We start from the raw sequence: 20,984 nt of genomic DNA, 5'->3' as shown, positions 1-20,984 counted from the left end.
TTCCTTAATTGGTATGCTCCCCTTTGTAGAACCTTTCCCTTTCTTAATATTGATTACCAAACAACGATTTAATACAATAACCCGATCTAACAGACGTTGATTCATAAGGTGTTAGCAAATAGCACCGTCCCAAATCAGGAGACCCCAAATCCTCCTAAAAAAATAGAGTTATGAAAAAACGCATTGTATACCTACTTTGCAGTGTAGCCCTGATAATTTCAGTGAGCTGTTCAAAAGATGAAGAAGAGACAGCTCTTGTGAGCGGAGAAGCAAAAATTTCTACCGATACAGGAATTTCTTTTGCAAACTCAACTGAATTTTCAGCAGACTATGTAACCTTTAAATTAAGACATGGTACAGGTTCAGAAAAGGAATATGGCCAGAGTCTTAACGGCTATAGCCTAACCGAATTAGAACAAGGACCTCGTACTATCTATCAAATAGCAGTATTTGAGGATGGAGAACCCGTTTTGTTCAAATCCTACACTTATGATGCTGATGGTAACAAAAGAGAAGTTAAATCAACTTCAATAGTTGAAATCAACGATAATGAAGTTCTACAGATTGTTTTAGAAAATGCAGAATAATTCAACTTCTCCTTTTACTAATGGTATTTATAGAATATTTTCCTTCATTTTATTCCAAGCTCGTATAAGTAAGAAACCTGCGACTACGGCAATTCCCGTAAGCAATAATGCAGCTTCGGTTCTACCGTAAATCCAATATCCCGTAGCGAACATAATGGTATAAATAAGCACACAACCCAGAAGCATTGCGCTAATACCTTGCGGTACACTCCACTTTTCATTGTCTTTCTTTATTTTTTCTCCATCTGCTTTGGCGTCATCAACCACTTTAGACCAACCTGGGCCACCAGGTTGAATACGTTTATAAAAAGAACGAAGAGTCTCTTTAGATTCCGGTTGTGTCATGAATGTTGCTGTCAACCAAATTGCGGAGGTAAGTACAACCACAAAAGGATACTCGTACCAATCAGGAAATACTCCTGTTGTTTCAGCAAAAAGAAAAGAACCTAAAGCCGTTGTTTTTAATAAGATGGATATAACCCCTGAAGCGAACATAGCCGTAATTTCACTCCAAGCGTTAATTCGCCACCAAAACCATCTCAATATAAAAATGAGCCCCGTACCGGCACCGAACGTCAATAATATATCAAATATCTGAAGCGCATTTTCCAGTGCCAACGCCAAACCTGCACTTAAAATCATTAGTACTACCGTAGAAATTCTACCCACAGCAACCATTTGTTTTTCCGTTGCATTAGGGTTTACCTGTTGCTTGTAAAAATCAAAAACTATATAGGACGAACCCCAGTTTAATTGCGTAGAAATTGTACTCATGTAAGCCGCAATTAAAGAAGCCAAAACAACACCTAGAAGTCCGCTGGGCAATTTGGTCAACATGGCGGAATATGCCAAATCATGCCCTAATTTATCTTCTGCAATATTTGGGAAAGCCTCTTGAATACTGGCAATATCCGGGTATACCACCAATGATGCCAAGGCTACTAAAATCCATGGCCATGGTCTAAGTGCATAATGCATTATATTAAAGAAAAATGTTGCGCCAATAGCATGGTTCTCATCTTTTGCAGCCAACATACGTTGTGCAATATAACCACCACCTCCTGGCTCAGCACCAGGGTACCATGAGCTCCACCATTGAACGGCCAGCGGTATAATAAAAAGTGTAATCAAAGCTTTTCTATTGCTAAAATCAGGAACAATATCAAGTTTGTTCATCACATTTTCATGTGCCATTAACGACTTAATACCGCCTACTTCCGGAATATTCACCAAGTAATATGCAGCGCCTATTGCACCTGCCATAGCTACAAAGAACAGGAGAAAATCTGTATAAACTACCCCTTTAAACCCTCCTAAAGCACTAAAAGTAACCGTAATCAATCCTGCACCCACAACGGTTTCCCAAGGTTCCAGACCCAACATGATACCGCCAATTTTAATTGCCGCCAAGGTTACGGAAGCCATGGTTATAATATTAAAAAGCGCTCCTAGATAAATTGCTCGAAACTTCCTCAAAAAACTTGCTGGTGCACCACCATAACGCATTTCATAAAATTCTAAATCTGTATTTACGTTAGATTTTCGCCAAAGTTTAGCGTAGACAAAAACGGTTAAAAGACCTGTTATTAAAAATGCCCACCAAACCCAGTTACCAGAAACACCATTGGTTCTAACAATATCTGTTACCAAATTAGGCGTATCTGTAGAAAAAGTTGTGGCTACCATTGAGAGTCCCAACAACCACCAAGGCATAGTTCTTCCCGAAAGAAAAAACTCTGAAGAGTTCTTTCCCGACTTTTTAGAAACATAAAAACCTATACCTAGGACAATAGAGAAAAAAACTGTGATAAAACTGTAATCTAGAGTAGATAATTCCATTAAGAGCCGTTGGTTTTGGGATTAGCCTTTAAAGATATTATTTTTTAGGATACTTTTGCTGTTTGACAACCAAACCTCTTTCTGTGTTTTTATCTACTTCTTTTGACATTACGCTTACCGCTTGGGCCCTTGCGTTTACGGCCGCTACAGTTATTGGACTCTCAAAGGCTGGTATTAAAGGAATTGCAATTGTTAACGTAACTCTTATGGCCCTTGCATTTACAGCAAAAGCCTCTACAGGTATTGTGGTACCTCTTTTAGTGGTTGGTGATATCTTTGCTGTAATCTATTACAACCGCCATGCTAATTGGGCACATATCATAAAATTCTTGCCTTGGATATTAGTAGGTATTACGTGCGGTGTACTAATCGGAAACGATTTAGACGAAGGTGTGTTCAAAATTGCCATGGCCATTATTATTTTAAGCAGTGTGGTAATGATGTATTGGTGGGACAGGCGAAAATCACAAGCAGTGCCCACACATTGGCTGTTTGCGGGTCTTGTTGGCACCATTGCCGGCATCACTACTATGATAGGAAATTTAGGAGGTGCCTTTAGTAATATTTACTTTTTGGCCATGCGCGTTCCAAAGAACGAATTTATAGGTACTGCTGCTTGGTTGTTTCTAATTATTAATGTGTTGAAATTACCCTTACATATTTTTGTTTGGGAAACCATAACGGTTGAAACTCTTCTTTTTGATTTAAAGTTGATTCCCGGGATTATTCTTGGTGTTTTCCTGGGTATTCGCCTAGTAAAAATTATTAAAGAGGATTTTTACCGAAAAATGATTCTGGTGTTAACCGCACTCGGTGCTATTATGATTTTAATTAGATAATAAAATTACCGCTTTTCCGTAGGTTATTCTTACAAAGGATTTTGGTTTTCCTATTTTTTTCTTAATTGGTTGAATTAGAAACATCAGAATTGTATCTTAAACTCGTCTTTTTTGCTTAAACTGCCGTATATATCTATAATTACAGACGTAAGCCACTAATGGTCAGTACATTTTTTTTGTTAAAAACAAAGAAGACCCAGCCAAAACCATACTAAAGTAAGAACTGAGGCGTTCGCTAATTATACAAAGACCCATCACGGGCACATTTTAAGGGGCGAACACCGATAATCACCTGTAATCCCAAATTATAGGATCGGTAAATTTTATATCAATGAAACAACTTTTAACATATATAGGGTTGCTATTGTTGGCTGCGTCATGCAGTACAATTGGCATAGCCCGAAAATCGAACAAAAATGGTAAGGTAGAAAGTCTAGCATCAACCAGTGCAAAAGCGTATGACCGATTAATTACAAGCGAAGCCGTATCCAATAGCGGTCTTTTTGATGTTCATAAAATAGGCGATAAGTACTATTTTGAAATACCCGATAGCCTTTTCAATCGTGAGATGCTGGTAGTAACACGTTTTATAAAAACCCCTTCCGGTGCTGGTAATTACGGTGGTGAAAAAATTTCGGAAAACACTATAACTTTTGAAAAAGGTCCCTCCAATAACATTTTTCTTCGCATTGCTACATTAGTGAGTTCCGCAAGTGAAGAAGACGCTATATCCAAAGCGGTCAACAATTCTAATATTACCCCTATTCTTGAAGCTTTTACTATAAAAGCAACTAACGAGAACAAACAATCCCATGTGATTGAAGTAACCGATTTTATAAATGGTGAGAACCCGCTATTAGCACTTAGTGGCGATCAAAAAGACGATTATAAACTCACCTCTCTTGAAAAAGATAAATCCTATATAAAGGAAATAAATTCGTTTCCTGTAAATACAGAAATCAAAACGGTTAAGACTTATAAAGCCCGCTCTGGCTCAGACAAAAGAAAAGAACTGCCTGCAGCTATTTTAGCTGGTGTAGTCACACTAGAACTTAACAACTCTTTTATCCTTCTTCCTAAAGAACCTATGAGAAAAAGGCTTTATGATGCCCGTGTAGGATATTTTGCAAGCTCCTATTTAGAATATGGCGATGACCAACAACAGGTTGATCGTAATACTTATATTCACAGATGGCGATTAGAACCTAAAGACGAAGACCTTTTAAAGTGGAAACAAGGCGAGTTGGTAGAACCAAAAAAACCTATTGTTTACTACATTGACCCGGCCACTCCAAAAAAATGGAGACCTTTTCTAATTCAAGGTATTAACGATTGGCAAGTAGCTTTTGAACAGGCCGGATTCAAGAATGCCATAGTAGGTAAACCTTGGCCTGAAAATGATAAAACAATGAGTCTTGAAGATTCTCGTTTTTCAGTTTTACGCTATTTTGCTTCACCTTCTAAAAACGCATACGGACCCAATATTGTAGACCCAAGAAGTGGGGAGATACTAGAAAGCCATATTGGTTGGTACCATAATCTTATGAGCCTGTTACACAGTTGGTACATGATTCAAGCAGGTGCGGTTGATGAGCGTGCAAGAAAGATGGAATATGACACTGAACTTATGGGAAACCTTATTCGCTTTGTGGCTTCTCATGAAGTTGGTCATACGTTAGGACTAAGACACAACATGGGTGCCAGTTCTGCAACTCCAGTTGAAAAACTACGGGATGCTGAATTTCTAGAAAAGAATGGCCATACCAGTTCTATTATGGATTATGCCCGATTTAATTACGTAGCGCAACCTGAGGACAGTATTCCTGCCGAGGATTTAATGCCGCGCATTGGCGATTATGACAAATGGGCCATTCAATGGGGCTATGCTCGTTACACAGATGAACTATCTATTAGCGATGAAAAAGAACTTTTAAGCCAGATGGTGGTCGACAGCGTTTCGTCTAACCCAAGATTATGGTTTGGTGGTGAAGGGCGTGATTTTGACCCTAGGTCCCAGACCGAAGACTTAGGTGATGATGCTATGCAAGCCAGCATGTACGGCATTCTTAACTTACAACGAATAGCCCCGTATCTAAAAAAATGGACACAAGAAAAAAGTAGCGATGACTATGCTAATCTTGACCAGATTTACAAAGATTTGGTTGGGCAGTATAGCGACTATATTTTTCACGTTGCTAAAAATGTAGGCGGAATTTATGTAACCCCCAAAACCATGGGCGAAGAGGGCGAAGTGTATCGACCTGTAGACAAGCAAAAACAAAAGCAGGCATTGGTATTTTTGAACGACTATATTTTTAAAGAACCAAAATGGTTGTTACGAAATGATATTTTGAACGCCATACAATCTCCACAATCAAAAGAGTCGGTTACCAAGACTATGGAAAGCGTTATGATGAACCTTTTGGGAGGTAGCCGTTTAAGCCGTATGACCTTTATAGCTGAGCGTTATGAAAATGAAGACCCTTATCTTCCTGAAGATTATATGGATGATTTGAATCAGTTGGTCTGGGGAGATATGAACGTATTTTATCAAACAAATGCGTATCGAAGAAAATTACAAAAATCATACGTGTCAAACCTAATAACGCTATACAAACCAGATGAAGCCGAAGGTTTGGTAGAAGGTATATTGGCAAAACTTTCTAAGGGGTACACCTCAAATACGGATGTTCGTTCCTTGGCACTGGACAACCTTATCAACCTGCAGGGAAAAATTAAAAGAACTATTCCCGTAATGACGGATAGGTTGACCATTGCTCATTTAAATTACTTGAAAAGAGAGATTGAATCTGTAGTCGGTGAGACCAAGGAGGTTGACCCACTCTTCATACCTTTCCGAAGAGAAGTATCGATCAAGAACAATGATGACCAGTAATTCTAAAAGTTTATTTTTCCCAATCCAGGAGCATCTGATGGGTATAAAATTCCTTTTTCTAGTTTGAATAAATCTTTAAACGGGTCTTTCATTACCTCTAGATGCCCATCTAAATCTGCATAATTGATATTGGGTCTTGAGAGCGCAAAGTGAAGCCCAGCAGAAATTCCTAAGGCACATTCATCGTTGCAACCTACCATGGTTTCAATATTAGCGGACTTTGCCACGGAATTGATTCGCGTGCCTTCAAAAATACCGCCTACTTTCATCAGTTTAATATTAACCATATCAACCCTTTCGTTTTGTGCCAATCTAAAAACGTCCGTCAAAGTTTTTAAGCTCTCGTCTGCCATTAACGGAATATCGATCTGATCTATGACCTCGCCTAATCGTTCTTCCTTTTCCTGCTTTGTTGGTTGTTCAAAAATCTCGATTCCAATTTGACTGGTAGCCTTAACGAAAGCTACAGAATCTACTACCGAATATCCTTGGTTACCATCAAAACGAAAGGTAACCTCCGGAAATTTTTCATGTAGCAAGGTCATTTTTTCAATGTCCTCTGCAAGGTTATGTCCGCCTTTAATTTTAAGAATTGTAAATCCTTGATCAACAAAGTCACGAGCCTGTTTTAGGGTTTCTTCCAATGGCAAAATCCCGATGGTGATGCTCGTTGGTATGCTTAATCTATATCCTCCTAAAAATCGATACAGAGGTACATCCGCTTTCTTTGAAATTAGGTCATGCAATGCCATATCTACCATCGCCAAGGATGCTGATTTTTTAGGTAATGCCGCTTTAATTTCCATCAATACCCGTGCATAGGTAAAGGGGTCTTTTCCCTTTAAATGGGGAATAATAATATCTTTTAGTGCACTTTCCACTTCGGCGGGGTGCTCTCCGGTCACCAGTTTATCCGGTGCTGCACATCCGTAGCCAACTAGGGCGCTATCAGTTTCTATTTTTAAAATAAAATTTACCGTACTATCTATAGTTTCGTACGCTATGGTATACGGTGATGAGAGTTTTAGGTCCAGCCTCTCGTAGGATACATTGGTTATTTTCATTAAATTTTTTCCTTTAACAACGCTATCAAATCTTTGGTGCCATATTTTAAAACATCAAATGCAGGCAACTTGGTTTCCAATGTAATTTGTTTACAAGCCTCTAGTATTTCATCTTCTTTCATTTCTTCATGGTTCACGGTAATAGCGATTACTTTTTTACCCGAAATAACTTCAATAGCATTTATCTGCTCTGCTAAAGAATGCATTTTATATCCTGGGAAGCCATCATATTCCAATCTTTTTGGAGCATGTTGCAGTATTACATAATCTGGTCTTCCAGCAGCCAAAATCTCAAACCCACCAGGGTAGGCAGGATTCATTAAACTACCTTGACCTTCAATTACAATAACGTCTGGGCTTTCGTTTTTATAAGCACTTACCACAGCATGTTCAATTTCTCCTGAAACAAAATCGTTTATACAACTGTCCATGACCATGCTATACTTCGCGCCTTGCATCCAAGCGGTCTGGCCAGTACCGATCATCTCTGCCCTTTGCCCAGCATCTCTAAAACCATGTACTAAAAGCCATGCTGTGGTGCGTTTTCCCAAAGCAGAATCGGTTCCTAAAACAGCAAGTTTCAGGCAATCTACTTTTTCTATTTCCCCAGTGAAAAAATGAAGCTTGTCTCTATCCGGTGTTTTACGAACATCACGCACGCGGCAATTATTCGTATTGGCTACTGCCATCAATGCAGCATCGTTGGTCAAAAAGTCATGTAGTCCACTATCTACATTCCAACCCATTTCCAAAGCTTTGGCAATAGTAGCTTTGGCCTCTTGCGGTAATCTTCCTCCATCTGGCGCCAACCCGATTACAAGGGACTTAGGCGTATTACCTGATGCATTTAATGTCTCAACGGCCTGGTCCATATTTGCAAAAACGGGAATTCCATTGGGCTTTCCGTCTAGCACCTCTCCAGCATCCCTTCCTGCATAATTTTCATCTATAACACCCACAACATCATACCGTTCTGTAAAACGAACTAAACCATGTGCCGTTTTGCCATTGGGTGTATTAAAAGCCCCGTCACAATAAACAAGGGCATTACCATCAATTGATTTTTTCATTTTCTTAAAAGTTAATTCTTTGCTGTCAGTACCGCTACAAAACGGTCTGGTTCAAAATTCATTTTTTCGTCTAATTCAAGAAGCGCTATAAGGCCAGCGGTAGAAGCTGGTAAAATGCGAAACCCTTCTTTTTTAGCTAATAGAGCAGTCATATCTTTCAGCTTTCTATCGCTTATATTGTAGGCTTCCCCACCCGACTCCTTTAATGCATACAGAGCTTCTTCTCCGTCAAAACTATGCCAGTTAATGAGTGGCTCGTTATACTTTGTTTCTTTAATGATTTCAGGATTTAAATCTTTACAATAGTCCAGCCCCTGTATAAAAGATTGGATAATAGGATTCTTTTTGGAGGAAGATGCCGCTATCATTTTCGGTATTCGCGATGTTTTTCCTCTTTTGTACAGATTAACAAATCCACGGTAAATACCCGCGAAAAGGGTACCGTTGGAAACCGGAACTGCACAATATTTAGGAGCATCGCCTAAATCTTCAAAAATCTCGGTGGCTATCTGTGAATACGCGCTGATTTGTAAAGCCGTATTAGCCCCACCGGGGTTGGCGTCATACCAATCATTATTTTTTGCGAGTTCACTACTTTCTTTGACCACATCTTCATAACTGCCCGGCTTACGAATTATTTCGGCACCCAATAACTCCATCTCAACTATGCGGTCTGTATGAAAACTCTCTGGAATGTATATCTTACAAGCAATACCTGCCAAATTAGCTGCTAGGGCAACCGCTACTCCATAATTACCGCAGGTAGCCAAAGACACCACTTGAAACTCCCTTCTTAACGCATCGTATATTTGGGCAAAAGCTATACGGTCTTTTTGGGTCCCAGTAGGGTTATCACCTTCATATTTGATGTAGAGCTGGCGAATATCAAACTCACGTTCCATGCTTTTAGCACGGTGCAAGCCTGTATCTCCTACCTCTAGATTTATAATATCTTCGTACGACTCTAACCGATCTACTAAAGATTTACTTTGGTCTCTAACAAATTCACTCAGTTTTTTTGTCTCCGAAGACACCTTGTTTTCTGCGGTCTTGACACCGTCTCTTAAATCCATTTATACAGTTTGATGTTGGGGTATTATCCTATCAAATGTACATTGTTTTTAAGTTCGTTGGTAAGGTAGAAGAAAATAATTTTAACCCTTAAAAATCAATCTTCTACACCAAATTTTTCCATTGAAGTTAGCTCAGGTGAACCTCCTCTATTTCCACACCCCGAAGCAATGTATAAATCATCTTTAAAATATACCAATCCACTGCCATGCCTACCTTCTATCATAGCTGGAAGTGAATGCCATTTATGAGTGTTCAAATCCAAAACCTCAACTTCGGAATGTGCCTTCTCTTGGGTGGTAGATTCACCTCCTACAACAATTAACTCATCATTAAATAGAGCTGCGGCATTACCAGCACGTTTTGTCGGAATATTATTTGGCAATGTTTGCCAAGTATCATTTTTTATATCATACACATCAACCTCTGCGATAGTGCCTCCAAAAACAGAATTAGGATCAATACCAGAATTGCGGCCCGCAGGAGCATAAATTTTACCATCTGCCAAAACCGCTTGAAAATGGTCTCTTGCACGTGGGGCGTCTGCCAGAACTTCCCACTCGCCCGTACTTGGGTCATAACGATCTAGCCACTTTTTATAATCTCCTATATGTCCGTTTTTAATTCCGCATGCAATATACACCTTGCCCTCATGAAGAATATTCCCCGTGGACCCACGTCTTCTTTCCGCCGGGATTTCGTCTCCCTTTGACCATTCATCACTAGCAGGGTCATAAATATAGATGTGTTCCGTAGGGGTTTCGGCAGGATATTTCCCCGTTAAGGCCGCAATAAGATAGATTTTCTTCTCAAAAACTATGGGTTGAAAATGGTGCATTTCAATTGGTGGTTTTTCACCTTCCGTCCATTTTTGTGTCTTCGTATCATAAATGCTTACTGGCCGTATGCCTCTTCCGCCCAGCAAATAGAATTTATCATCTACTCTAACGAATGCTGCTTCATGGCGCGCTACAGGCGTACTGCGATCTGCAGATGCAACGGACTCCCATTTCATTGTTCGTTTTTGAATGGTTATCTGGTCTACAGGATTATCTGCTTGCGCCTTTTTTTCTGAATTATCTTTGCAAGCCGTAAATAGTAGAATACCACTTAATAGGCCCATATACTTTTTGTTCATTTGGAAGGTATTTTGGTACTATCCAAATGTAACAAAAATCAGCTCGAAAAATTCAGTTCCGCTTTTTTAAACTGCGACTTAGGGGCTTCACATACTGCACAAACATAAGTGTCCGGCACATCTTCAAAAGCAGTACCTTTAGAAATATTGGCCGTTAAGTCGCCATACGAGGGATCATATACCGTAAAGCAAGATTGACATTGATGAATGGTTTTTGTCTCTTGTTCTACTATTTTTTTGGGAGCTTCACTTTTTTCGACCTCTCTGCCCAACTGATCAAAATACTTTTTACTGAGCTCCATTAATAGACCTGGTAACTCAATTTTATCTACATCTTGAGCATAAGCCAAATATTTCTGGGTATTCGGGTCAAAATTTTCAAAATGAAGCACATTGTACGTTGGTCGCACTTCAAAATCTTTAACAATTGTAGGAGAACTGTTCTTCTCGATAATCACGGAAGCAAAATGAGATCGTTTACCCACATCATTGCTTATACCAAATGTGAGTCCGTAAGTACTAATATCGTTTTGGTCGAAACTACGGACCAAGAATTTTTTAAGTTCAAGTGCTTCGTTATCGTCTACGGGCAAGTGCCAATTCATTTCTAGTTGGGAATGTCTAACATTGATACCCCATTGCCCTAAAAAGCGTTCCAGCGCAGGCCTGCTCTTTTTCTGTATTCCTTTTACAATAAAAGACTTCCAAGGGGTAATACAGATTTTACCAATACTGTTATCCAAACAAAATCCGCAGAATTCCTTTAAAAAAGAAAGGTCATACCTATTGTTCCGCCAATACAGACCTAACCAATATTGGTCAAGCCCCATACGGTTCATACCTTCATAATATGGAAAAGTAAGGTAGGGTACTTTTAACTCTTTCTCTATGGTCTTGTTGTTCGTATCCAAGTTTTTATTCAAAACAAAAAACAGTTCTTCTACATCTTGAATGTCTTCATAAATATCTTCAATTGCTTTGTAAATAGTACTAATATCCCAGCTATAGATTAAAACAGGGTAATATGCTGCGCTTTTCCAATGTGGTAGTTTAATGTTCAGGTACCAGTAATCTTCATTTTCAGAAGCTATAAAATTCAAATTTCCACTAAAAAGAGGCACTAACCTTTGCTTAGGGTCAGTAATATTGACTTTTAGCTTTGGAAGGAAACCAAAACCTTCAAGAATATAGAGATAGGTAGAGCCTTTAAGCCAATAGGTCATATCAAAAATATCTGCAGTAACATACGAACTTACTATATTCTGATACGTCCTATCCGTAATGACATTGGTGTTAAATTTTGATATTTTCTCAAGGTGAGCTTCTTCAACCCCCTTTAATGGAAAAAGCAAATCTTGCCTTGAACCAAAATAAACCTCGTTCAATCCTGCAGCTTCCAACAAGCCTATAACATCTTTGAGTTCTCCCGGTGAAGTAACTCCTCCTTTTATCAATATACGGTGCAGATCATCATTCATAATACCGATTTTTAATTTACTAATTGTAATTGCTTGCTTAGTATGGCCTTTACCTCAGGCTTACAGCTACCACATCCTAATCCTGCTCCGGTTTCAGAACACAATGCGTTAAAATCCGAACATCCGCCGGCAATAGCATCCATAACGTTACCTTCTCCTACTTGACTGCAAGAACACACCAACTTACCCTTTAAAGGAACCGTATTGGTTGCTCCCCTGAGTAACTCATTTCGTTTTTCCGAAAGTTCTATTTCTTCCTCAATGAGACGTTTAAACTCCGCAAATTCATTCTTATCACCCATCAAAATTGCACCTTTTAAAGTATCGTCCTTAACGATACATTTCTTGTAAAAGCGCTTGCTAACGTCCATTAAAATAATCTCTTCATAACTGCTATCCCCAGAAGGTGCATTCACCATACCAATACTGCACAAATCCAGATTTTCAAACTTGAGAATATTCATAAGAACAGAGCCACTATATATACTACTATAATCTCCTAAAATAAAATTGGCAGCTATATCCGCTTGCTGCTCTGCCGCAGATGTAATCCCAAAAAGGGCATTATTAAATTCTGCTATTTCGCCCAAAGCGAAAACAGATGGGTCGTTGGTCTGTAAATACGAATTGACCCGTACACCTCTTCTCGTAACCAGATTGGCTTTTTTAGCCAACTCTATATTAGGCCGCGTGCCTATGGCATAAACAATAGCATTACATTGTATGGTACGCCCCGTCTTTAAGTTCACTAAAAGCTGAAACGGATTCTCCTTTTCTTCAAAAACCGTACTTACTTCATTATCAAAATAGAGATTGATATTTCTTTCCGTAACATCTTCGGCCAACAAACGGCTGGCAACCCTATCTAGTTGGCGCTCCATAAGTCTAGGAGCCCTTTGCACAATACTTATGTTTATATTTATTTTTTTTAGTGCCGCTGCCAACTCCAACCCTAAGAGACCACCCCCTACAATTACTACATGCTGTTCCGTAGCTGGAAGACCGGTTTCCCCAAGGTATTTTTTAAGCTTATCTGCATCTCCGCGCTCACGCATGGTAAAACGACCCGGCAAATTGATTTGAACCTCGCTCGGAACAAAAGCACGGCTACCCGTTGCCATGATAAGCAGGTCATAGGAATGAATCAATCCGTCACTATCTGTAACTTGTTTTTGCGAAGTGTTGATATCATTAACTCCTATTCCAGAATGTAGGGTAACATTTAGTTTTTTTAGCTCTCCAGCTTTTAGTTTTTCTAAAGCTTCCCACGAAAGTTCATCACTTACATATTCCGGTAAAAGCACCCGATTGTAGAAAGGGTCTTTTTCTTTGGAAAATACATGTAGTTCGTCTTTTTTATTCTTTTCACGATACGATTGTATAAAACGATATGCCGCTGCGCCAGCTCCAACAACAACCACTTTTTGCGCTGGTTTCACATACTTTTCTACCTGTACGGCACAATACTTAAAGTCTGGCTCTTTAGAAACGGGATCCACCAAATCATTGGTAAGGTTATTGGCCCTCCCGAAATCATTATTCAAGATTTTACCCCAGTGCATGGGAAGAAAAACAACCCGTTCACGAATATCAAAATTGATTTTTACCTTCACCTGAACCTCTCCTCTTCGGCTTTTAATAACCGCAATATCACCTTCTTTTAATTTGCGTAGATAAGCATCTACTTTGTTCATTTCTAAATACGGCTGCGGAATATGGGTCAATAAACGCTTTACTTTTCCTGTTTTGGTTCTGGTATGCCACTGGTCCCTAACACGTCCTGTGTTTAAGACCAAAGGAAAATCTATATTGGTTTCTTCTGATTTATTATAAAGACTCTGTGGGGCGTTGAAATGTGCCTTTTTATCATTCGTATGAAAATTGAAATCTGTAAACAACCGTGGTGTTCCTGGATGTGTTTTATGTGGAACCGGCCATTGAAAACTTCCTTCGTTTTTTAGACGTTCGTACGATAGTCCCGTAATATCAATATTTGTTCCTTTTGTTAATAAACAATGTTCGTCATATACTTCACTCGCATTATTATAATCAAAACCCTCATAGCCCATGGACTGGGCAAAACGCCACAGAATTTCTGCATCTGGCAAAGCTTCTCCCGGAGCATCAATAACTTTGGGTAAATAACTGATTCTTCTTTCAGAATTAGTCATCGTACCTTCCTTCTCTAACCACCCTGCTGCAGGCAATAAGAGATCGGCAAATTTTGTGGTTTCTGAGTTATGGCTAATATCTTGAACCACAACAAAAGCAGCATTCTTCAAGGCTTTTTCAACCTTTTTTACATTTGGCATACTTACCGCAGGATTGGTACAGATAATCCAAATGGCTTTTAATTTTCCGCTTTCCAAGGCATCAAACATTTCTGTTGCCGTATAGCCCGGTTCAGAATTTATTTCTTTTCCTCCCCAAAAATCAGCTACTTCCTTTCTATGCTGCGGGTTGCCTAAATCTTTATGCGCTGCTAAAAGACTTGCCATACCACCTACTTCACGACCACCCATGGCATTGGGTTGGCCCGTTAATGAGAACGGACCACAACCAGGTTTTCCTATTTGGCCCGTCAACAAAGAAAGGTTTAACAACGAAACATTTTTAGAGACACCAATTACACTTTGGTTTAGACCCATCGTCCACATGCTTATGAACTTATTGGCATCACCAATGTACTGCGCGGCCTTACGAATATCAGAAACAGAAACATCACATTTTTCTGCGGCTTGGCGTATGGAAAGTGTAAAAGCACTCTCTTTGCAAGCCTCAAAATTTGAAGTATGTTTTTTGATGAAATTTTTGTCTATCTTTTTCTTTTCAATGAGCAATCTTGCTATTGCATTAAAGAGAATTACATCTGTACCTGGTAGTATTTGCAAATGTAAATCGGCAGATGCGCAAGTTTGCGTTACCCTTGGATCTACAACTATTATTTTTACGTTAGGGTTATCTTCCTTATGCTGTTCAAGACGCCTGTATAAAATAGGATGACACCATGCTGGGTTAGCTCCCGCAATTAAAAAGCAATCTGCCAACTCAATGTCTTCATAAGAAATAGGAACCGAATCCTCACCTACTGTTTTCTTGTAACCTACCACAGCAGAGCTCATACACAACCGGCTATTGGTATCTACATTATTTGTTCCTATAAAACCTTTAGTGATTTTATTTACCAAATAATATTCTTCAGTAAGGCATTGGCCGGATACATAAAAACCAACACTATCAGGGCCATGTTTAGCAATAATACTTTTAAAAACTGCTGCGGCACGCTCAAAAGCGGTATCCCAACTTACTTTTTGTAACGGGTGATTTCTACTCCACCGCATTTCCGGATGCATGATCCGATCGCTGGTATCTTGCGCCACATAATTAAGATTTCTTCCCTTGGAGCACAACATGCCCTTATTGGAAGGGTACTCCGGATCACCGTCTACCTCAATCTTACCTTTATTATCTATATCTACCAGTATTCCGCAACCTACACCACAGTAGGAACAAACGGTTTTATGTGTTTTCTTTTTCAACATTGCATTTCCTTTTTGATGGAAGACACCAAAATTAGATACAGCAAGTTATAAAATTACGTATATATACGTAGTGTTTTTTCCGTAATAGTTCCGTGTTTTTCTAGTACATCAATAAAAAAATAGCCTTTTCACTAGTTTTCGATCAATGACATAAGATACGACCCCAGCATGGAGGCACCTCAACAGAAAGACCTGTTTTACTGGGTATTAGACTATCTCCTTCGTTTAGAATATCTATGTAAGTTCCTGAAAACATTCCGTTTAGAGGGATTTTAAGGGTAATCGGTTTGTTTGATGAGTTTATAATAACAATCATTGTTTTGTCCTTATCTTTCCGTGAAAATGCGTATTGTTCTTTTTTAACCAACACCGTTTCATAGGCTCCATAGACCAGATTCTTACAATTTTTCCTAACAGATATGAATTGTTTTATGGCATCCAGCAATTTTGGATGCTTTGCCTGTTCTTGAACATCATCAAGTTGAACGCATGGTCGTAATGCCTCGTCACTATGAGCGGTTCTTTTTCCTTCAAAACCCCATTCGCTACCATAATAGATGGCTGGAATCCCCGGAAGGGTAAACAAAAGAAGGTATAGCGGGAATAGATGTTCCGGTTTGTTTAGCATGCTAGCAGCACGGTTTACATCATGATTATCTACAAAACTATAGAGAGACAAATTGTTATACACTCCTTTTGGCCCAAACTGGCGTTTTAAAATGACTGCAATCTTGCTGAAATCACTCAAATTAAAGCTTTCATAAATAGGCGTGTGGTAGTCATAATTAGTAACGGAGTCCAGATGCGCATCGGTAATCCAACGGTTATAGTTGCCATGAACGACTTCACCCATCAACCAAAAGTTAGGATTACGACTTTTACAGAAGGAAGAGAGTTCTTTCATAAAACCAAAATCAAGAACATCTGCAGTATCTAAACGCAGACCATCTATTTTATAAGTGTCTATCCACTTTTTAACCGCACCAAAAAGATAATCACGGACTTCCTTATTTTTAAGGTTGAGTTTTACCAGTTGATAATAGCCACTCCAGGTATCATAATCAAAAGAATCTTTAAGAAGACTTCTTTTTTTAAAATCCACATTCACGAACCATTCAATATATTTTGAATTCCTCCCGTGTTTCTGTAAATCTTTAAAAGCGAAGAAATCCCTGCCCACATGGTTAAATACACCATCCAGAACCACTTTTACACCCATTCTGTGAGCTTTATTAACTAAAGCGATTAACGAAGTATCGTCACCCAATCTGCGGTCTATTTTATAATAGTCTGCAGTATCGTACCCGTGGGTTGATGATTCAAACACCGGACCTATATAAAGTGCGTTGCACCCTAAGTCTACCATGTGCTCTAACCAACCATTAAGCTCTGATAATCTATCAACTGGAGCAGAAACAAAATCATTGGTTTTATCCGCACCCAAAAGGCCTAATGGGTAGATATGATAAAAAATAGCGTGTTTCATGTACAGAAATAGTACCGACTTAATTAATCATAAAGTAAAGATGAAGTACTAAACCAAATTAAACTGCTGCGCCTTTTTTGAAAGGTCTATTAAATTCTTGACTTCCATTTTACGCATAAGGTTGAATCTATGTGTTTCTACGGTACGCTTGCTATTCTGGAGTTTTTCAGAAATCTGTTTGTTCGTCAAACCAGATAAAACCAATTCCAAGACCTGTAGTTCTTTGTTGGTCAAATCAAAAGGGTTACTGGTAGGGGCAGATTTTTTTGGGGCTTCAACGGTTTTAGCACCGTTAGAATTGAGTAAATTATTCACTAATACGTTAGAGATATCGCCACTATAATACTTACCTCCCTCACGAACCGCATGAATGGCTTTAATAAACTCCGTTTTTCCGGTATCCTTCAACAAGTAGCCTCGTGCACCTGCACTTACCGATTGTAAGATATACTCTTCCGAATCATGCATGGATAGAATGATGCATTTTACAGGCGAGTTTTGAGCACTTAGCTTTTCAACCGCTTCAATACCGGTCATTCTTGGCATTCTGATATCAATAATCAATAGATCTGGTGTATTTTTATTCACCATTTCAATTGCCTCCACACCGTCTGAAGCTTCTCCAATAACTTTTAAATCAGATTCACTTTCTAGTAAAGCCCTAATGCCGTCGCGAACTAAAGAATGATCGTCCGCTAAAATGATACTTGTTGTTTGGTCCAAAATATGCGTAATTATACGTACAAATATAATCGATTTTTATAAAAGCTCCTTTACAACGACCCACGTTCATACTAGCCTATGTTGAAACCTAGATTATTTACCTCCTGAATTTCTCTAGAACCATACATTTTAGTTAAACATGCATTGCACTTAATTGGTAAAAAAAAGAACCGCCACAACAAAAAAGTTGTAACGGCCCTATCGAAGCATCTTAAAATTAGTTATTGCTTGGCCGTATTTAAAAATTTAGGCTTCATAGTTAACTGCACCCAAGCCCAGTTCTGACTGCTTGCCGCAGCGTCTTCCGTTACTCCTTTTAATTCGTACATACCATCACTGGCAAACATTTGGGAATACCCTATGGCCAACCCATAACCTTTGAAGCTTTTGGCAAATACCAAATCTACTTCCGTTCCCAAGGATTTTTCTCCACTCGCCAATGCTTGCTCACCGCTAAAGTTTAATACTTTTACCAGTAGGCTAGAAGTTTCGCCCAAAGCGAACTTAGCACTTGCATGTATATCCGTTAGACCAACAGAATTAGCATGGTTACCTACGTAGAAATAATCCATAAAACCATTGAATTTGTGGTTGGTACCGTAAAGCGGGAAGAAAGCCTCGGTCTTGTCAGCTGTACCAGTATCGTTTCCGCTAATGATTTCTGCTCCAAGTCCTAAAGTAACCCCTTTGGATGCTTTGTAGCTAAGGTCTAAACCTAAAAGGTATGCGCCGCTAACATCTACACTGTTCTGGCGTTCTCCAGTTTGTAAATATCCATTAAACGCAGCTCCAAAACTTCCTTTTTTATAGTTTAAATGTGTTCCAATTGTAATTAAATTACTAACACCATCTGCAACAAGTGCATCTGCGTCTCCTGTAAAGTTTTGGAAACCGTTGTTCATTACCAATCCGCTTGCGGAAAATGCCTCCCCTTTATGTCTCAAATAGAGGTATTGCATGCTTTTGTACGAAAAGAACCCTGTAGTGTTATAGGCTGTACCTACGGATTGAAACCCTCCTGGATTTGCGGTGGTTGCCGTAAAATCCTGATTAAAGGCCAGACCTAGATCCATCATAAATTTCCCCTTTTTGTATTGCAGTAAGGCAGCATCATGGTTACGTGCCTGCATGGCCCAATCAACTCCTCCGAGGATACGCTGGTCATCGTATACCAGCATCTGGCGACCTATTTTTGTGGAGAAACCCTCAGCTAATTTAATGTCCGCCCATGCTTGAAATACAGAAAATGAATTGTTACTGTCCTCTGGTTTTAATTGCCTGTTTTCTCCCCATACCATAACATCTTGTAGGCTCATATAAAACTTAAAGGCTTCAGTTTGGTAGCCCGCATTTAAACGTAAACGGGTAGAAATACCAAATCCTGGATCCGCAGCATCTGGAATAATACTTCCGAAACCATTTCGGTATTCGGTACGTGGCTTAAATTCTCCATCTAGCACAAATTGCGCGGTTGCATATTGAACCGATAGGACAAGTAGGAATATTAGTGTGTACTTTCTTTTCATAATCTAGGTCTTAAAATGGTTTGTTTTCTGGTTAATGTTCTAAAAAGTCAATTAAATGTTTTCTGTACGTGTAGTAATCATCATGTTCTAAAACGGATTTACGGGTACGCGGCCTTTCAAAATCGATGTTTAAAACATCTCCTATTTTGGCCCTAGGACCACTGGTCATCATAACCACACGATCAGCCAAGAAAATAGCCTCATCAACATCATGGGTTATCATCACCGCAGTTATTTTTTCTTTATTCCAAATCTCAATAAGAATATCCTGCAGCTCTCCTCGAGTAAGTGAATCTAGCATTCCAAATGGTTCATCTAACAACAATACTTTTGGCTTGATGGCAAATGCCCTAGCAATACCTACTCTTTGCTGCATTCCTTGAGAAAGCTCAGATGCCTTTTTATAAAAAGCGCCGTCAAGACCCACTTTGTTTAAATAGTATTTGGCAATATCCTGTCTTTGGGTTTTCGTTGCGTGCGGAAAAACTTGATTCACCCCCAATAGAACATTTTCCAAGGCGGTCATCCAAGGCATTAAACTTGGGGACTGAAAGATGACACCCCTGTCCGGACCAGGTCCTTTTACAGGATTTCCTAAAACGGAAATATTACCCCCGGAAATTGGGTTTAGCCCTGCAATCATGGAGAGCATGGTTGTTTTTCCACAACCGGAATGGCCAATAATGGTTACGAACTCTTCCTTCATAATCTGAAGGTTTAGATGTTCAAGAACAACATAATCGCCTTTTGGCGTTGGGTACACCTTTTTAAGATCATGCAAATCCAACATGACGGGAGAAGGATAAAGTATACCATTCTCCATGGTTCCCAATTCGTTTTTTTCTTTTATCTCTGGCATAATGTTCGTTTTAGGCTACAAAACTTTTAGGTGCTATTTCAGGCAAAACATATTCTGTCTCAGAAACTGATTTTCGTTGGTCTCCGATGTCCATTAAATATTCAATAATCGCATTTCTGGTTTTTTTGAAATTTGGATTATCGTTTAGAGCCGTTTTATCCCTTGGGCGGTCAATTTCTATTTTAAACTCCGGTCCTAATGTGGCATTGGGGCCAGGCTTTAAAGGAATAATCCTATCTGCCATGTAAATTCCCTCATCAACATCATTGGTAATCAATAGGGCGGTACGTTTGTCCTTGCTCCAAATATTCAATATTTCATCCTGTAAATTTCCTCGTGTTAACGCATCTAAGGCACCTAACGGCTCATCCATAATTATCATTTCCGGATTCATGGCCAGTGCCCTTGCAACCGATACCCGCTGGCGCATACCCCCTGACAGCTCCTTAGGTCTTTTGTGAATTGCAGGGCTAAGACTAACCATTTCAACATAGTCTTTTACCCTTTGTTTTAGGACTGCTTTGCTCTCTTTTGGAAAAGCCTCCTTCACAGCCATATACACATTTTGTTCTACTGTTAACCATGGCAACAAAGAATAGTTTTGAAAAATCACGCCCCGTTCATGACTGGTGTCCACAACTGGTTCGCCCTTAAACAAAACCTCGCCACTTGTGGGTTTTAAAAGTCCGTTTATAAGGTTTACCAAAGTGGTTTTTCCGCTTCCGGTAAAACCAACTATAGCAACGAATTCACCTTCTTCAATTTTTAAATTTATGTCCGATAGTACGTTGGTAACATTCTCACCCTTACCATAACTTTTGTATACATTATTTAATTCTAAATATGCCATTTGTTCGTTTTTAAGG

Annotated in this window: 15 protein-coding genes; 3 read left to right on the top strand and 12 right to left on the bottom strand. The window is 39.2% G+C overall.

From position 1 onward, the window contains the following. The first annotated feature begins 170 nt into the window (after positions 1-170). Positions 171-587, top strand: coding sequence for a hypothetical protein (locus tag IWC72_RS06700; RefSeq protein WP_194529259.1), 417 nt, complete (start codon positions 171-173; stop codon positions 585-587). Between the two features lie 27 nt (positions 588-614). Here IWC72_RS06700 and IWC72_RS06695 read toward each other — a convergent pair whose 3' ends face one another. Further along, a complete protein-coding gene (locus tag IWC72_RS06695; RefSeq protein WP_194529258.1) occupies positions 615-2,426 on the bottom strand; it encodes a sodium:solute symporter family protein in 1,812 nt (603 codons plus the stop codon). Positions 2,427-2,509: 83 nt separating this feature from the next. Here IWC72_RS06695 and IWC72_RS06690 point away from each other — a divergent pair, with 83 nt between their 5' ends. Together IWC72_RS06690 and IWC72_RS06685 are read left to right on the top strand one after the other, a co-directional pair. Continuing rightward, positions 2,510-3,265: a sulfite exporter TauE/SafE family protein gene (locus IWC72_RS06690; protein WP_194529257.1), complete on the top strand. Its 756-nt coding sequence runs from the start codon at positions 2,510-2,512 to the stop codon at positions 3,263-3,265. 331 nt (positions 3,266-3,596) lie between these two features. Next, positions 3,597-6,161 (top strand): zinc-dependent metalloprotease, encoded by a 2,565-nt coding sequence (locus IWC72_RS06685; protein ID WP_194529256.1) that lies wholly within the window; start codon positions 3,597-3,599, stop codon positions 6,159-6,161. 2 nt (positions 6,162-6,163) lie between these two features. Here IWC72_RS06685 and IWC72_RS06680 read toward each other — a convergent pair whose 3' ends face one another. From IWC72_RS06680 to IWC72_RS06630, 11 genes are all read right to left on the bottom strand, one after another. Continuing rightward, on the bottom strand, positions 6,164-7,225 hold the full coding sequence (locus IWC72_RS06680) for a mandelate racemase/muconate lactonizing enzyme family protein (RefSeq protein ID WP_194529255.1): 1,062 nt from the start codon (positions 7,223-7,225) through the stop codon (positions 6,164-6,166). Then, positions 7,225-8,295, bottom strand: coding sequence for a DUF1611 domain-containing protein (locus IWC72_RS06675; protein WP_194529254.1), 1,071 nt, complete (start codon positions 8,293-8,295; stop codon positions 7,225-7,227). Before IWC72_RS06675 ends, IWC72_RS06680 begins: the two co-directional genes overlap by 1 nt. A gap of 11 nt (positions 8,296-8,306) precedes the next feature. Beyond that, complete coding sequence (locus IWC72_RS06670) at positions 8,307-9,368, bottom strand: pyridoxal-phosphate dependent enzyme (RefSeq protein ID WP_194529253.1); 1,062 nt, start codon at positions 9,366-9,368, stop codon at positions 8,307-8,309. 95 nt (positions 9,369-9,463) lie between these two features. Next, positions 9,464-10,504, bottom strand: coding sequence for a Kelch repeat-containing protein (locus IWC72_RS06665; RefSeq protein ID WP_194529252.1), 1,041 nt, complete (start codon positions 10,502-10,504; stop codon positions 9,464-9,466). Between the two features lie 38 nt (positions 10,505-10,542). Beyond that, positions 10,543-11,982, bottom strand: a complete 1,440-nt coding sequence (locus tag IWC72_RS06660) for a rubredoxin (RefSeq protein ID WP_194525400.1) — start codon at positions 11,980-11,982, stop codon at positions 10,543-10,545. 11 nt (positions 11,983-11,993) lie between these two features. Continuing rightward, positions 11,994-15,524 (bottom strand): nitrate reductase, encoded by a 3,531-nt coding sequence (locus IWC72_RS06655; RefSeq protein WP_194525399.1) that lies wholly within the window; start codon positions 15,522-15,524, stop codon positions 11,994-11,996. Positions 15,525-15,666: 142 nt separating this feature from the next. Beyond that, a complete protein-coding gene (locus IWC72_RS06650; RefSeq protein ID WP_194529251.1) occupies positions 15,667-17,010 on the bottom strand; it encodes an alpha-amylase family glycosyl hydrolase in 1,344 nt (447 codons plus the stop codon). A 48-nt stretch (positions 17,011-17,058) separates the two neighbouring features. Continuing rightward, entirely contained in the window at positions 17,059-17,733 is a 675-nt protein-coding gene (locus tag IWC72_RS06645) for a response regulator transcription factor (protein WP_194525397.1), read from the bottom strand. A 221-nt stretch (positions 17,734-17,954) separates the two neighbouring features. Then, the gene (locus IWC72_RS06640; protein WP_194529250.1) at positions 17,955-19,259 is read right to left on the bottom strand and encodes an alginate export family protein; all 1,305 of its coding nucleotides are present in this window, start codon (positions 19,257-19,259) and stop codon (positions 17,955-17,957) included. Between the two features lie 31 nt (positions 19,260-19,290). Beyond that, on the bottom strand, positions 19,291-20,118 hold the full coding sequence (locus tag IWC72_RS06635) for an ABC transporter ATP-binding protein (RefSeq protein ID WP_226967970.1): 828 nt from the start codon (positions 20,116-20,118) through the stop codon (positions 19,291-19,293). A 10-nt stretch (positions 20,119-20,128) separates the two neighbouring features. Continuing rightward, positions 20,129-20,968 carry an ABC transporter ATP-binding protein gene (locus tag IWC72_RS06630; protein ID WP_194529249.1) on the bottom strand — a complete coding sequence of 280 codons (840 nt, stop codon included), beginning with the start codon at positions 20,966-20,968 and terminating at the stop codon, positions 20,129-20,131. Positions 20,969-20,984: the final 16 nt, after the last annotated feature.

Source organism: Zobellia roscoffensis (genome assembly GCF_015330165.1).
GTDB classification, from domain to species: Bacteria; Bacteroidota; Bacteroidia; order Flavobacteriales; family Flavobacteriaceae; genus Zobellia; species Zobellia roscoffensis.
This window is presented reverse-complemented; position numbering and strand designations above follow the sequence as displayed.